The sequence below is a fragment of the Mycetocola sp. Y719 genome, from assembly GCF_056713205.1.
In genome coordinates this window covers 105,714-118,989 of the sequence record NZ_JBWYGY010000005.1, presented here as the reverse complement: position 1 = coordinate 118,989, position 13,276 = coordinate 105,714, and the positions used below count along the sequence as shown (strand labels likewise).

The following is a 13,276-nucleotide window of genomic DNA, read 5'->3' as shown; positions in this document are numbered from 1 at the left end:
TCGCCGTGTCGTCCTCGTGAGAGCGTGCACAGGCATCCCAGACTGCCACACTACAGCGGCGATCCGCTCGGATGCCGCTCCGCCGCGACGGTTCAGCGCACCTGGATCTCGGTGACCGGCAGCGTCGAATCGGCGGAGAAATCGAGGGTCGACGGGTCATGGCCCGCCATGATCAGCTGCGCACCGAGTTCGGCGATCATGGCACCGTTGTCTGTGCACAGGGACAGCGGAGGGATGCGCAGGGCGACACCGGCCGCTTCTGCCCGTTCGACGGCGAGCTGCCTCACCCTGGCGTTGGCCACCACGCCGCCGCCGAGGAGGAGCCGGGGTACGCCGTGGTCGGTGCAGGCCGCGATCGCCTTGGTGAGGAGGACGTCAGCGACGGCCTCCCTGAAGCTGGCCGCGACATCCGCGACGGGCACCTCGTTGCCGAGATCCTGTTGCTTTTCGACCCACCGGGCAACCGCCGTCTTCAGGCCGGAGAACGAGAAGTCGTATCGGTGCCTGACGAGGTCCTTCGGCAGTGTCAGTCCACGGGGGAAGCGGATCGCCTTGGGGTCTCCTGATGCGGCCATGCGGTCGATCTCCGGGCCACCGGGGTATGGCAGACCGAGCACCCGGGCCACCTTGTCGAATGCCTCCCCCGCCGCATCGTCGATCGTCTCTCCGAGGAGCTCGACGTCGCTGACCAGGTCGCGCACGAGCAGTAGCGATGTGTGTCCCCCCGAGACGAGAAGCGCGATGGTCGGGTACTCGAACGGTGTCCCTGACTCGTCCAGGATGTCGGCACCGACGTGCCCGACGAGGTGGTTCACCGCGTAGATCGGCTTGTCCAGGGCGACGGCCAGCGCTTTCGCCGCTCCGACGCCGACCATCAGCGCCCCTGACAGGCCCGGTCCACTCGTCACGGCGATGGCGTCGAGGTCGTCGAGCCGGATTCCCGCCTCGTCGACGGCTGCGGTGAGCGCCGGGATCAGTGCTTCGAGGTGTGCGCGTGCCGCGACCTCGGGAACGACGCCGCCGTAGCGGGCGTGCTGGTCCATCGACGAGGCGATGGTGTTGCTGAGGAGCGTCCGGCCGCGCACGATACCGATCCCGGTCTCGTCGCAGGACGTCTCGATGCCGAGGACGAGGGGAGCGTCCCGGTTGATCACGCGATCGCTCACGAGGCACCGACCGCCGGTGCTGGACGGGTCAGTTCGAGTTTCATCACGATGGCATCGACGTCATCGGGCTGGTAGTAGCCGGGGCGTACACCGATCGCCTCGAAGCCGAGCGATCGATACAGTTCCTGCGCTCCGTCGTTGTCCGCGCGGACCTCGAGGAACACGTCACGGACTGCTGCGGCTCGTGCCGTCCGGATGAGGGCATGCATGAGGACGCGGCCAAGCCCCATCCTGCGGACGTCGGGAGAGACGGCGATCGTCTGGACGTCCGCCTCTGTCGCGCGCGGAGGAGCCATCAGCCCCGCGTAGCCCTGGACGATGTCTGGGGCTCCGAGTGCTGTTGCGACCACGTAGTGAGTGTTCTCCGAGGCGAGCTCGTCGCGCATCGCCGACTCGGACCAGGCATCCGTGGCGAACACCGACGTCTCGATCTCCATGATGTGGTGCAGGTCGGCAACGGTGGCCGTTCGCAGCTTCCAGGTCATGCGGTGACCCGCTTGCGCGTCGACAGGCTGACATCGGGAGAGCGAAGATACAACGGCTCGTCGGGGGCGAACGCAGCTCCTGCGGCCCAGGTCGCCTCTGCGAGCATGCCGAGCGCGCCCGCCGACACGTCGACGGCATCCAGCCGGAATCCGGCGTCCGTCGGCACATCGTCGGGTTTGGCCAGGCCGGGCCCGCTGGACCGGACGGGGAGCCCGTTGGCGGTGGCGCCCGAATACGTCGACCAGTACAGCTCCCGCCTGCGGGCGTCCGTCGCGATGAGGAGATCGCCGGTGTTCCCCCGGCCGTACCAGTCGAAGGCGACGGCGTCGTGGCTCACGAGCGGGACGATCGGTTTGCGAGCACCGAAGGCGAACGCCCTCGCGGCCGCGATGCCGATACGGAGGCCGGTGAACGGACCGGGGCCCATCCCGCACGCCACGGCAGACAGATCGGCGGCGGAGACCCCTGCGCCGGCGAGCGCGTCCCGGATGAGCGCTCCGACGACTTCGGCATGCCGCATGGTGTCGTCGACGGCGAGTTCGGAGAGGATGCCGCCATCACGATCCACGACGGCGACGGAGGTCCCGGTGGAGGAGTCGATGGCGAGAAGCACGGATCCAGCCTACGCGTTCGTCGGGGTCGCTTCCTGTTCCTGCTGTGGCACGGTTTTCCGCTCAGGAATCATGGCGGGTGATCCTGATGCGCCTGGGCTCGTCCGCCGGATCGGCTTCGTCGACGTCCGACTCCCCCGCACCGGTGGGCCTGTCGATCTCCACATCGAGCCAGCGGGAGGCGACCGCGTCGACGAGCCCCCTGCCCCACTCGACGATGACGACGCTCCCGGCGAAGTCGATATCGAGGTCGTCGAGTTCGAGGGCGTCGGTGAGCCGGTAGGCGTCCACGTGCACGAGGGGAGGTCCACCGACGAGGCTGGGATGGGTGCGCGCCAGGACGAAGGTCGGGCTCGTGACCGGGCCACGGACGCCGAGACCCTCGCCGATCCCGCGGGTCAGGGTGGTCTTGCCTGCACCGAGCGGCCCGGTGAGCACGAGAAGGTCTCCTGCCGCCAGCGTTCGCCCGAGCCGGACCCCGTAGGCATGCATGTCGTCCGAGGTCGGAATCACGGTGTCGACGGGGACCTCGATCACGACTCGTACCTTCGCGTCACCCTCGCACCGATCCTGGTCACGATCTCGTAGTTGATCGTCCCTGCAGCCGCCGCCCAGTCTCCTGCGCTCGGGTAGCCGGCAGCAGGGTCGCCGAACACGACGACGTCGTCGCCGACCGCGACGTCCGTGTTGCCGACGTCGACGACGAACTGATCCATGGCGATCCGACCGGCCACGCGGAACCGGCTGCCGGCGATCGAGACATCGCCGGCGCCTGAGGCCTGGCGCGGGATTCCGTCCGCATAGCCGAGCGGGACGAGGACAAGGGTCGATTCGCCCGTGGTGCGATAGGTGTAGCTGTAGGAGACACCTCTGCCCGCTGGTACACGCCGCACCGCCGCGACCTGGCCGTGGAGTGTCATTACCGGCTTCAACCCGAGGTCCGCCGAACTGCGGTCGTCGAACGGAGACAATCCGTACATGCCGATCCCGATCCGCACGGTGTTGAACCGCGACTCGGGCAGGTCGATCGCAGCGGCCGTCGCCGCGAGGTGCACGAGGTCCGGGGCGAGGCCGGCCTGCTCGGCGAGGGCAAGCCCCTGGTGGAACGCGGCGAGCGCGGCACGGTCGTCGGTCGCCGAGGCGTTGGAGAGGTGCGAGAAGATTCCCCTGACCCTGACGGCACCCGACTGCTCCAGTTCCCTCGCGCGACGGAAGGTCTCCGCCCAGTCTGCCTCGGCGATGCCGTTACGGCTGAGACCGGTGTCGAGTTTGAGGTGGATCTGCGCGGTCGCATCGCCGACGGCATCCGCGATCTCGTCGAGTTGCGCAGCAGAGGACACCCCCAGGTCGACCTGCCGTCGTGCCGCACCCGCGAAATCGGCGCCGGGCGGGTGGAGCCAGCAGAGCAGCGGTGCCTCGATACCCGCGTCGCGCAAGGCGAGGGCCTCGGGGATGTCGGCGGTTCCGAGCCAGTCGGCTCCCCCGGCGAGCGCGGCGCGTGCGACGGGAAGGGCGCCGTGCCCGTAGCCGTCCGCCTTCACCACCGCGATGAGATGGGGCGTTCCGACGACGGCGAGGAGATGGCGGATGTTCGCGGTAACGGCGTCGAGGTCGATCACCGCTTCCCTGAACCCGCTCACGCGGCTCCCACCGGGGCGTCGGCGCGCTCGGCGACGACGAAGGCGACGGCCGCGCCGGCGTCGTGGCTCATCGACAGATGCAGCGAGGTGATGCCCCTCGCTGCGATGACATCCGCGGTCTCACCGCTGATCTCGAACCGGGGGTCGCCCTGCGGGTCGTTCGAGACGGTGATGTCGAGCCAGTGCACGCCGTCCGAACTTCCGAGCGCCTTGATCAGGGCTTCCTTGGCGGCGAACCGTCCGGCCAGCGAACGCAGTGGCCTGTCCCGTTCGCTCTCGGCGAACAAGCGGTCGCGGAGCCGGGGCGTCCTGTCGACCGCACGCTCGAAGCGTGCGAGGTCGACGAGGTCAACACCGATGCCGACGATCACACTGCACCTCTCTCCCCCGCGGAAACCCTGCCCGCCGACGGCGCTACTCGACCGTGACGGACTTCGCGAGGTTGCGCGGCTGGTCGACGTCGAGCCCCTTCGCGCTGGCGAGCTCCATGGCGAAGATCTGCAGCGGGATGACCGCAAGGAGCGGCTCGAACAGCGGTGCGGCGAGCGGGATCCGGATGACGACGTCGGTGAACGGAAGCACCGAAGCATCCCCCTCTTCGGCGATCGCGATGACCTTCGCACCGCGGGCACGGATCTCCTGGATGTTGGAGACGACCTTCGAGTGGATAGTCGCGGAGCCACGCGGGCTCGGCACGACGACGAAGACGGGCTGTCCGGGCTCGATGAGCGCGATCGGCCCGTGCTTGAGCTCGCCTGCCGCGAATCCCTCTGCGTGGATGTAGGCGAGTTCCTTGAGCTTGAGCGCTCCTTCGAGCGCGATCGGGAACCCGACGTGGCGGCCGAGGAACAGGACGGCACGGGAGTCGCTCATCCAGCGCGCGAGCTGGGTGACGACATCCTTCTCGCCGAGGATCGTCCGGATCTTCGCCGGGATGTCGACGAGCTCGCGGGACTGCTCCGCGAGGACCTCAGGGGTCTGCGCGCCGCGGACGCGCGCGAGGTGCAGTGCGAACAGGTAGAGGGCGGTGATCTGCGCGACGAACGCCTTCGTCGATGCGACAGCGACCTCGGGGCCTGCGTGCGTGTACACGACGGCGTCGGACTCGCGCGGGATGGTCGCACCCTGGGTGTTGCAGATGGAGAGGGTCTTCGCTCCGGCCTCGCTCGCGTACTTGACGGCCATGAGGGTGTCCATGGTTTCACCGGACTGGCTGATCGAGACGACCAGGGTCTGCGGGGTGATGACCGGTTCGCGGTAACGGAACTCGTGGCTGAGTTCGACGTCGACCGGGATGCCCGCCCACTTCTCGAGCGCGTACTTGCCGACCTGTCCGGCGTATGACGCGGTGCCACAGGCGATGACGACGATGCGGTTGATGTCGGTGAAGAGTTCGTCGAGACCGTTGAGCTCAGGGATGACGACCTGACCGTTCTCATCGATGCGTCCGCGCAGTGTGTTGGCGACGGCATCCGGCTCTTCGTCGATCTCCTTGGCCATGAAGCTGGACCAGCCGCCCTTCTCGGCTGCGGAGGCGTCCCACTGGATCTCGAAGGGCTCGACCTCGACAGGAGCGCCGAAGAAGTCGGTGACCTCGACCGAGTCAGGAGTGATCGAAACGATCTGGTCCTGGCCGATGGCGAGGGCGTTCTGGGTGTACTCCACGAAGGCGGCGACGTCGGAGGCGAGGAAGTTCTCGCCCTCTCCGAGGCCGATCACGAGAGGCGAGTTGCGGCGGGCGCCGACGACGAGGCCCGGTTCGTCCTCGTGCACGGCGAGGAGCGTGAACGCGCCCTCGAGCCGGGCGACGACGTGCTGGAACGCCTCACGGAGGTTCTGGGTCTGACGGTACTCGCGGCCGAGGAGAACTGCGGCGACCTCGGAGTCGGTCTCGCTGATGAAGGTGAACCCGTCGTCGAGGAGTTCCTTCTTGAGCGGGGCGAAGTTCTCGATGATGCCGTTGTGGATGAGGGCCAGTTTGCCGTCGTCACCGAGGTGCGGGTGGGCGTTCTGGTCGGTCGGAGCTCCGTGGGTGGCCCAGCGGGTGTGCCCGATTCCCGTGTGGCTGACCTCCATGGCGCTGGCCTTCACGTCGCCGGCGAGGACAGCGAGCTTTCCTGCGCGCTTCCTGGTGCGCATCTCCCCCGCCTCGTCGATGACGGCGACGCCGGCGGAGTCATACCCGCGATACTCCAGACGGCCGAGACCGCTGAGAAGGACATTGATGCTGTCATTGCTGCCGACGTAACCCACGATTCCACACATGGGCTCAAGGATACCGGCAATAGACTGGGAACCTATGTCCGACCCCTCCTCCGGCACCGCGTCGCACTCCCAGTCGACCCCATTCGTCGAAATCGACCGTTCGGACTGGGCCAGGCTCGCACCGTCCACGCAGTCGCCTCTCACGGACGCCGAGGTGTTCCAGCTGCGGGGCCTCGGCGATCGGCTCGACCTCAACGAAGTGGCGGAGGTCTACCTCCCGCTGAGCCGGCTGCTCAGCCTCTATGTGGCGAACGCGAAACGACTGCACGACTCCACCAGCGCTTTCCTCGGCGAGAAGACCGACAGGACGCCGTTCGTGATCGGAGTGGCCGGATCGGTCGCCGTCGGCAAGTCGACGGTCGCGCGGCTCCTCCGCGAACTGATGTCGCGCTGGGCGGACACCCCGAGGGTCGAACTCATCACGACGGACGGTTTCCTCTACCCGAACGCCGAGCTGGAACGCCGGGGCATCATGGGCAGGAAAGGGTTCCCCGAGTCCTACGACCGGCGGGCACTGCTCCGGTTCGTCAGCGCCGTGAAGAGCGGCGCCGGCGAGGTCCGCGCGCCGTTCTACTCGCACCTCAAGTACGACATCGTCCCCGACGCACAGGTCGTCGTCCGTCGCCCCGACGTGCTCATCGTCGAGGGCCTCAACGTCCTGCAGCCGGCCGGGAACGGCCACAGGCTCACCGTGAGCGACCTCTTCGACTTCAGCATCTACGTCGACGCCAGGACGTCGGACATCGCCTCCTGGTACGAAGAACGGTTCATGGCGCTCCAGCGTGGCGCATTCACGAACCCGAACTCGTTCTTCAACGTCTACGCCTCGCTCACCGAGGACGAAGCCAGGGAGAAGGCCAGGTTCTACTGGCGCGAGGTCAACGAACCGAACCTGCTGGAGAACATCCGGCCGACCAGGGCTCGGGCGAAGCTTGTCCTGCGGAAGGCGTCCGACCACACGGTCAGCCAGGTCCTGCTCCGCAAGGTCTGACACGCAGAAGGCCCGGCCTGCCGCGGATGCGACAGCCGGGCCTCCCAGCGGTGTTCTAGACGGCCAGGCGCTCCCGGACGACGTCGGCGAGTGCGTGCGCCAGACGGTCGGCGGTGGGCTGGTCAGCGGCCTCGACCATGACCCGGACGAGCTGCTCGGTGCCGCTCGGGCGGAGCAACACGCGACCGGTGTCTCCCAGCTCGGCTTCGGCAGTGCGGACTGCTTCGGCGAGGACCTCGTCGGTGTGGATGCCTGTGCGATCCACGTCCTTCACGTTCACGAGGATCTGCGGGTAGACGTCCATCACGCTGGCGAGCTCCGCGGCGGTCTTGCCGGTGCGCGCCATCTCGCTGACCAGGTGCAGCCCGGTCAGGATGCCGTCGCCGGTCGTCGCGTACTCGCTCATGATGACGTGGCCGGACTGTTCGCCGCCGAGGGCGAAGCCGCTCTTGTTCATGGCCTCGAGGACGTACCGGTCTCCGACCTTGGTCTGCACCATGGAGATGCCGTGTTCTTCCATCGCGATGCGCAGCCCGAGGTTGCTCATCACCGTCGCCACGAGGGTGTCGTCCGTGAGGTGTCCGCGTTCCTTCATCGAGACGGCCAGGATCGCCATGATCTGGTCGCCGTCGATGATCTTGCCGTTCGCATCGACGGCCAGGCAGCGGTCGGCGTCGCCGTCGTGGGCGATGCCGATGTCCGCCTTGTGCTCGATGACCGCCTTGGCCAGAAGGTCGAGGTGGGTGGAACCGACCCCGTCGTTGATGTTCATGCCGTCAGGGTCGTTGCCGATGACGGTGAGTTTCGCGCCCGCGTCCCTGAACACCTCAGGGGACACTCCTGCCGCTGCACCGTGGGCGCAGTCGAGGACGACGTGCAGGCCGTCGAGCGGGTGAGGCAGGCTGGCGAGGAGGTGGAGGACGTAGCGATCCTCGGCATCGGCGAAACGCCGGATGCGGCCGACCCCTGCACCTGTCGGTGCGAGCTTGGGTTCGGTCAGGTAGGTCTCGATGCGGGCTTCGACCTCGTCGGGCAGCTTGCGTCCGCCGCGGGCGAAGATCTTGATGCCGTTGTCCGGCGCCGGGTTGTGGCTGGCCGAGATCATCACGCCGAAGTCGGCGTCGATGTCCGCGATGAGGAAAGCGGCAGCTGGGGTCGGGATCACGCCGGCGTCGAGCACGTCGACCCCGCTCGAGGCGAGTCCGGCGGCGACGGCGGCCGCGATGAACTCACCGGAGACGCGAGGGTCGCGGGCCAGGACGGCGACGGGGCGCTTTCCGGCGGCTCGGCGGGCCTCAGCACTTCGGCCCTGCCCAAGCACCACAGCGGTGGCTTGGGCAAGGCCGAGAGCGAGGTCTGCCGTCAGGTCGGCGTTCGCGAGACCGCGAACGCCGTCAGTACCAAACAGGCGAGGCATGTAATACAGTCCAGGACCGAGGCGCGATTAGCGCTTCGAGAACTGAGGTGCCTTACGTGCCTTCTTGAGTCCGGCCTTCTTGCGCTCCTTGACGCGAGCGTCACGGGAGAGGAAGCCGGCCTTCTTCAGGGTTGCGCGGTTGTTCTCTTCGTCGATCTGGTTGAGCGCACGCGCGATGCCGAGGCGAAGCGCGCCGGCCTGGCCGGACGGGCCACCACCCGAGATACGGGCGATGACGTCGTAGCCACCAGCGAGGTCGAGGACCGTGAACGGGTCGTTGATCAGCTGCTGGTGCAGCTTGTTCGGGAAGTAGTCGGCGAGCTCACGGCCGTTGACCGTGATCGTGCCGGAGCCGGGGATGAGACGCACGCGGGCGATGGCCTGCTTGCGACGACCGACGGCTGCGCCGGGAACGCTGAGGGCCGGGCGAGCCGCCTTGGGGGCTGCCTCGGTCGGCGTCTCGGTGGAGAAGCTCTCCGGGGTCTCTGCGATGGAATCTGAAATCTTCGCCACTGTAGGAATCCTTATGTCTATCCGGCGCTTACTGGGCGACCTGGTCGAGGGTGTACGTCTTGGGCTGCTGAGCAGCGTGCGGGTGCTCTGCACCGGTGTAGACCTTCAGCTTGCGCAGCTGCGCGGCGCCGAGGGAGTTCTTGGGGAGCATGCCGCGGACAGCCTTCTCCACCGCGCGACCCGGGTTCTTCTCGAGCAGTTCGGCGTAGGTCACTGCCTTGATGCCGCCCGGGTAACCGGAGTGGCGGTAGGCCTTCTTCTGGAGGAGCTTCTGGCCGGTCAGGGCGACCTTGTCGGCGTTGATGATGATGACGAAGTCACCGGTATCCATGTGGTTGGCAAAGGTGGCCTTGTGCTTTCCACGGAGGAGGATGGCGACGTGGCTGGCCAGGCGGCCGAGCACAATGTCGGTGGCGTCGATGATGAACCAGTCACGCTGGATCTCAGATGCCTTGGGGGAATACGTGCGCGTCACAATAGTGCTGCTTTCTTGTCGTAAGTTGGTTGGTCGTGAATCCCGCTCCGTTGGGAGTTCCGGAACCGGAACGCCGCAGGTGGAGGGCTCAACTTCGGATGCCGCGCTGCAGACAGAGCAGACACCAAGGAGCAAGCTTACCCGGCGTCGTCTCCAGGGTCAAACTCCGCGAACGGGCCGGAATCAGCGAACGGATCGGTTCCGTCCTGCAGTGTCCTCCGCGACCGGGTCAGTTCAGCCCGCATCTTCAGCAGGGAGTCGGTCGGGTACCCGACCTCGGCGAGAGTGAGCCCGCGGGCAGGCATCACGGCGAATTCGTTGGATCGGTCGAGCTCGTCGCGCAGCCGTGCGGCATCCTCCACCTCGAGCTTCCCCTCCCCCACCGCGACGCACACGCCGACCAGGGCGCGGACCATGCTGTGGCAGAACGCGTCGGCGCGAACATCGGCCACGAGGACGCCCCTGGCGTCCCTGACCCAGCCGAACCGCTGAAGGGTGCGGATGGTCGTCCTCCCCTCGCGGGGCCTGCAGTATGTGGCGAAGTCGTGGAGTCCGACGAGTGACGCGGCCGCCGCATCCATCCGGTCGACGTCGAGTGGCGAGGGATGCCAGACGGTCTGCGCCCGCTCGAGCGGGTTCCTGAACGAGATGCTGTCGGCGACCCGGTACTCGTACCGTCGCCACACCGCCGAGAACCGCGCGTCGAATCCCTCTGCTGCCGGTGCCGCGTTCGTGATCACGACGTCCGGGTATTGGCCGAGGACGCCGTTCACCTTGCGGCGCAGGGCACTGCCGGTCGGGTGGAGCCCATCCCGCGCAGGGCGGCCACGACGCACCCGCGCGATCCGGTCGGCGTCGAGGTCGAGGTGGGCGACCTGTCCGGTGGCGTGAACGCCGGCATCGGTACGACCGGCGACAGACACGACGATGTGGTCGCCGTGCTTGCCGAGGATCGTCGTGATCGCTTCTTCGAGCACACCCTGGATGGTGCGCAGCCCTGGTTGCTTCGCCCACCCGGCGAAGTTCGAGCCGTCGTATGCGATGTCGAGGCGGAATCGCTGCGGCTGGGTCACCCGCCCAGTTTACGGGGCGGCCAACGACGAAGCCCCCGGTGTCCTGTCGGACACCGGGGGCTTCACCCGAGCGGAATGCTTACTTGTCTTCGGCCTTGTCGGCTTCGACGGCGTCGGTCGACTCAGCGGAATCGGTCGACTCGGCAGCGGGGGTCTCCTCGGCTGCGGCGTCATCTGCCACGACCTCGGTCTCCTCTGCCGGGGCGGCCTCTGCCGGCTTCTCAGCCTTGGCAGCGGTCTTCGACTTCTTCACCTTAGGGGTGACGGGCTCGAGGACCAGTTCGATCTGCACCATGGACGCGTTGTCGCCCTTGCGGAAACCGAGCTTGGTGATGCGGGTGTAGCCGCCCTCGCGCTCGGCGACGAGCGGAGCGATCTCGGTGAAGAGCTCGTGGACGACCGAGGTGTCGCCGATCACGCGCATGACGCGACGACGAGCGTGCAGGTCACCGCGCTTCGCGAACGTGATGAGACGCTCGGCGACCGGACGGAGGCGCTTGGCCTTCGTCTCGGTGGTCTTGATGCTCTTGTGGGTGAACAGGGCAGCGGCCAGGTTGGCGAGCATGAGGCGCTCGTGCGCTGGTCCGCCTCCCAGGCGGGGGCCTTTAGTGGGCTGAGGCATTGTCGTTAATCTCCAGAATCAAAAAGTGAAAAGGCGTCGAGGACGAGCCTTAGTTGCTGGTCTCGTCTTCGTAACCCGAGTAGAAGTGGGCGCCGTCGAATCCGGGAACCGAATCCTTCAGCGAAAGGCCCATCTCCACGAGCTTGTCGCGAACCTCGTCGACCGACTTCTGGCCGAAGTTGCGGATGTTCATCAGCTGCGTCTCGCTCAGGGCGACGAGCTCGGACACCGTGTTGATGCCCTCGCGCTTGAGGCAGTTGTACGAACGAACGGACAGGTCCAGGTCTTCGATCGGGATCGAGAGTTCGCTGGAGAGGACGGCGTCGACCGGCGCCGGGCCGATCTCGATGCCTTCTGCCGCGTTGTTCAGCTCGCGGGCGAGACCGAACAGTTCGACCAGGGTCTTACCGGCTGATGCGATGGCGTCGCGCGGCGTGATGGCCGGCTTCGTCTCGACGTCGACCACGAGGCGGTCGAAGTCGGTGCGCTCACCGGCACGAGTCGCCTCGACACGGTAGGTCACCTTGAGGACGGGCGAGTAGATCGAGTCGATCGGGATCTGGCCCGCCTCGGAGAACTCGTTGCGGTTCTGCGTCGCAGACACGTAGCCACGGCCACGCTCGATGGTGAGTTCGAGTTCGAACTTCGCCTTGTCGTTCAGCGTCGCGATGACGAGGTCGGGGTTGTGCACCTCGACGCCGGCAGGAGCCGAGATGTCTGCAGCGGTGACCTGGCCTGCGCCGGTCTTGCGGAGGTACGCGGTGATCGGCTCGTCGTGCTCGCTCGAGACGACGAGGCCCTTGATGTTCAGGATGATCTCGGTGGCATCCTCTTTCACACCGGGGATGGTGCTGAACTCGTGCAGCACGCCGTCGATGCGAATGCTGGTCACAGCAGCGCCCGGGATCGAGGACAGCAGGGTGCGGCGAAGCGAGTTACCGAGGGTGTAACCGAAGCCAGGCTCCAGGGGCTCAATCACGAACCGGCTGCGGAACTCTGAGATGTTCTCTTCGGTGAGCGTTGGGCGCTGTGCAATAAGCACTATGTATTCCTTTCGGCTAAGTGTCCGCTATATGACACTTGCAATGGCGATGTATTGAGTTGTGTTCGTCAACGGTCGATTGAGCAGTGCCGCCTGGCACTGCTCAATCGACCATGGTGAAAGGCTTAGACGCGGCGACGCTTCGGCGGGCGGCATCCGTTGTGCGCCTGCGGGGTGACGTCGTTGATCGAACCGACCTCGAGGCCAGCGGCCTGGAGCGAACGGATCGCGGTCTCGCGGCCGGAGCCGGGTCCCTTGACGAAGACGTCAACCTTCTTCATACCGTGCTCCTGCGCCTGGCGGGCAGCCGACTCGGCGGCCAGCTGTGCGGCGAACGGGGTCGACTTGCGCGAACCCTTGAAGCCGACTCCACCTGAGGATGCCCAGCTGATGACGGCACCAGTGGTGTCCGTGATCGACACGATCGTGTTGTTGAAGGTGGACTTGATGTGAGCCTGGCCCACAGCAATGTTCTTCTTCTCTTTTTTACGCGGCTTGCGAGTAGCCGACTTGGGTGCTGCCATTGATTTCTCCTAAATCTTCCTGGCGAGACTCGAGGCCGAAGGCCTAGCGAGCCTTCTTCTTGCCGGCTACGGTGCGCTTCGGGCCCTTACGGGTGCGAGCGTTGGTCTTGGTGCGCTGACCACGGACGGGCAGGCCGCGACGGTGGCGGATGCCCTCGTAGCTTCCGATCTCGACCTTGCGGCGGATGTCGGCCTGTACTTCACGGCGGAGGTCACCCTCAACCTTGTAGTTGCCTTCGATGTAGTCACGCAGCTGGATCAACTGATCGTCGCTGAGATCCTTCACGCGGATGTCTCCGCTGATTCCGGTGTCGGCGAGGGTCTTCAGGGCCCTCGTGCGTCCAACACCGTAGATGTACGTCAGTGCGATTTCCACGCGCTTGTCGCGTGGGATATCTACGCCGGCGAGACGTGCCATGGTGGCTTCTCCTAGGAGTTTCGTGGAGGTGTG

Annotated in this window: 16 protein-coding genes; 1 reads left to right on the top strand and 15 read right to left on the bottom strand. The window is 66.6% G+C overall.

What is annotated here, in order from left to right; all coding sequences use genetic code 11:
• Nucleotides 1–92 precede the first annotated feature (92 nt).
• From tsaD to glmS, 7 genes are all read right to left on the bottom strand, one after another.
• Nucleotides 93–1,166, bottom strand: a complete 1,074-nt coding sequence (gene tsaD / locus AC1M0F_RS16080) for a tRNA (adenosine(37)-N6)-threonylcarbamoyltransferase complex transferase subunit TsaD (protein ID WP_480239271.1) — start codon at nt 1,164–1,166, stop codon at nt 93–95.
• On the bottom strand, nt 1,163–1,651 hold the full coding sequence (rimI, locus tag AC1M0F_RS16075) for a ribosomal protein S18-alanine N-acetyltransferase (protein WP_480239270.1): 489 nt from the start codon (nt 1,649–1,651) through the stop codon (nt 1,163–1,165). The genes tsaD and rimI overlap by 4 nt, the downstream gene beginning before the upstream one ends.
• Nucleotides 1,648–2,265 carry a tRNA (adenosine(37)-N6)-threonylcarbamoyltransferase complex dimerization subunit type 1 TsaB gene (gene tsaB, locus AC1M0F_RS16070; protein WP_480239269.1) on the bottom strand — a complete coding sequence of 206 codons (618 nt, stop codon included), beginning with the start codon at nt 2,263–2,265 and terminating at the stop codon, nt 1,648–1,650. Before tsaB ends, rimI begins: the two co-directional genes overlap by 4 nt.
• A 61-nt stretch (nt 2,266–2,326) precedes the next feature.
• Nucleotides 2,327–2,755: a tRNA (adenosine(37)-N6)-threonylcarbamoyltransferase complex ATPase subunit type 1 TsaE gene (gene tsaE / locus AC1M0F_RS16065; protein WP_480239333.1), complete on the bottom strand. Its 429-nt coding sequence runs from the start codon at nt 2,753–2,755 to the stop codon at nt 2,327–2,329.
• 41 nt (nt 2,756–2,796) lie between these two features.
• Nucleotides 2,797–3,903: an alanine racemase gene (gene alr, locus AC1M0F_RS16060; protein ID WP_480239268.1), complete on the bottom strand. Its 1,107-nt coding sequence runs from the start codon at nt 3,901–3,903 to the stop codon at nt 2,797–2,799.
• Nucleotides 3,900–4,274, bottom strand: coding sequence for a holo-ACP synthase (locus tag AC1M0F_RS16055; RefSeq protein ID WP_480239267.1), 375 nt, complete (start codon nt 4,272–4,274; stop codon nt 3,900–3,902). Before AC1M0F_RS16055 ends, alr begins: the two co-directional genes overlap by 4 nt.
• A gap of 43 nt (nt 4,275–4,317) precedes the next feature.
• The gene (gene glmS / locus AC1M0F_RS16050) at nt 4,318–6,168 is read right to left on the bottom strand and encodes a glutamine--fructose-6-phosphate transaminase (isomerizing) (RefSeq protein WP_480239266.1); all 1,851 of its coding nucleotides are present in this window, start codon (nt 6,166–6,168) and stop codon (nt 4,318–4,320) included.
• 34 nt (nt 6,169–6,202) lie between these two features.
• Between glmS and coaA the strand changes: the two genes are divergently transcribed.
• Nucleotides 6,203–7,159, top strand: a complete 957-nt coding sequence (gene coaA, locus AC1M0F_RS16045) for a type I pantothenate kinase (RefSeq protein WP_480239265.1) — start codon at nt 6,203–6,205, stop codon at nt 7,157–7,159.
• A 55-nt stretch (nt 7,160–7,214) separates the two neighbouring features.
• Here the strand turns inward: coaA and glmM are convergent, their stop codons facing one another.
• From glmM to rpsM, 8 genes are all read right to left on the bottom strand, one after another.
• Nucleotides 7,215–8,576 (bottom strand): phosphoglucosamine mutase, encoded by a 1,362-nt coding sequence (glmM, locus tag AC1M0F_RS16040; RefSeq protein WP_480239264.1) that lies wholly within the window; start codon nt 8,574–8,576, stop codon nt 7,215–7,217.
• Nucleotides 8,577–8,603: 27 nt separating this feature from the next.
• Nucleotides 8,604–9,089, bottom strand: a complete 486-nt coding sequence (gene rpsI / locus AC1M0F_RS16035; RefSeq protein WP_480239263.1) for a 30S ribosomal protein S9 — start codon at nt 9,087–9,089, stop codon at nt 8,604–8,606.
• Between the two features lie 28 nt (nt 9,090–9,117).
• Nucleotides 9,118–9,564, bottom strand: a complete 447-nt coding sequence (rplM, locus tag AC1M0F_RS16030) for a 50S ribosomal protein L13 (protein ID WP_480239262.1) — start codon at nt 9,562–9,564, stop codon at nt 9,118–9,120.
• Nucleotides 9,565–9,701: 137 nt separating this feature from the next.
• Entirely contained in the window at nt 9,702–10,637 is a 936-nt protein-coding gene (gene truA / locus AC1M0F_RS16025; protein ID WP_480239261.1) for a tRNA pseudouridine(38-40) synthase TruA, read from the bottom strand.
• Between the two features lie 79 nt (nt 10,638–10,716).
• A complete protein-coding gene (gene rplQ, locus AC1M0F_RS16020) occupies nt 10,717–11,259 on the bottom strand; it encodes a 50S ribosomal protein L17 (protein WP_480239260.1) in 543 nt (180 codons plus the stop codon).
• 49 nt (nt 11,260–11,308) lie between these two features.
• Complete coding sequence (locus AC1M0F_RS16015) at nt 11,309–12,301, bottom strand: DNA-directed RNA polymerase subunit alpha (RefSeq protein ID WP_480239259.1); 993 nt, start codon at nt 12,299–12,301, stop codon at nt 11,309–11,311.
• A gap of 125 nt (nt 12,302–12,426) precedes the next feature.
• Nucleotides 12,427–12,825: a 30S ribosomal protein S11 gene (gene rpsK, locus AC1M0F_RS16010; protein WP_090712357.1), complete on the bottom strand. Its 399-nt coding sequence runs from the start codon at nt 12,823–12,825 to the stop codon at nt 12,427–12,429.
• A gap of 43 nt (nt 12,826–12,868) precedes the next feature.
• Nucleotides 12,869–13,243: a 30S ribosomal protein S13 gene (gene rpsM / locus AC1M0F_RS16005; RefSeq protein ID WP_480239258.1), complete on the bottom strand. Its 375-nt coding sequence runs from the start codon at nt 13,241–13,243 to the stop codon at nt 12,869–12,871.
• Nucleotides 13,244–13,276 lie beyond the last annotated feature (33 nt).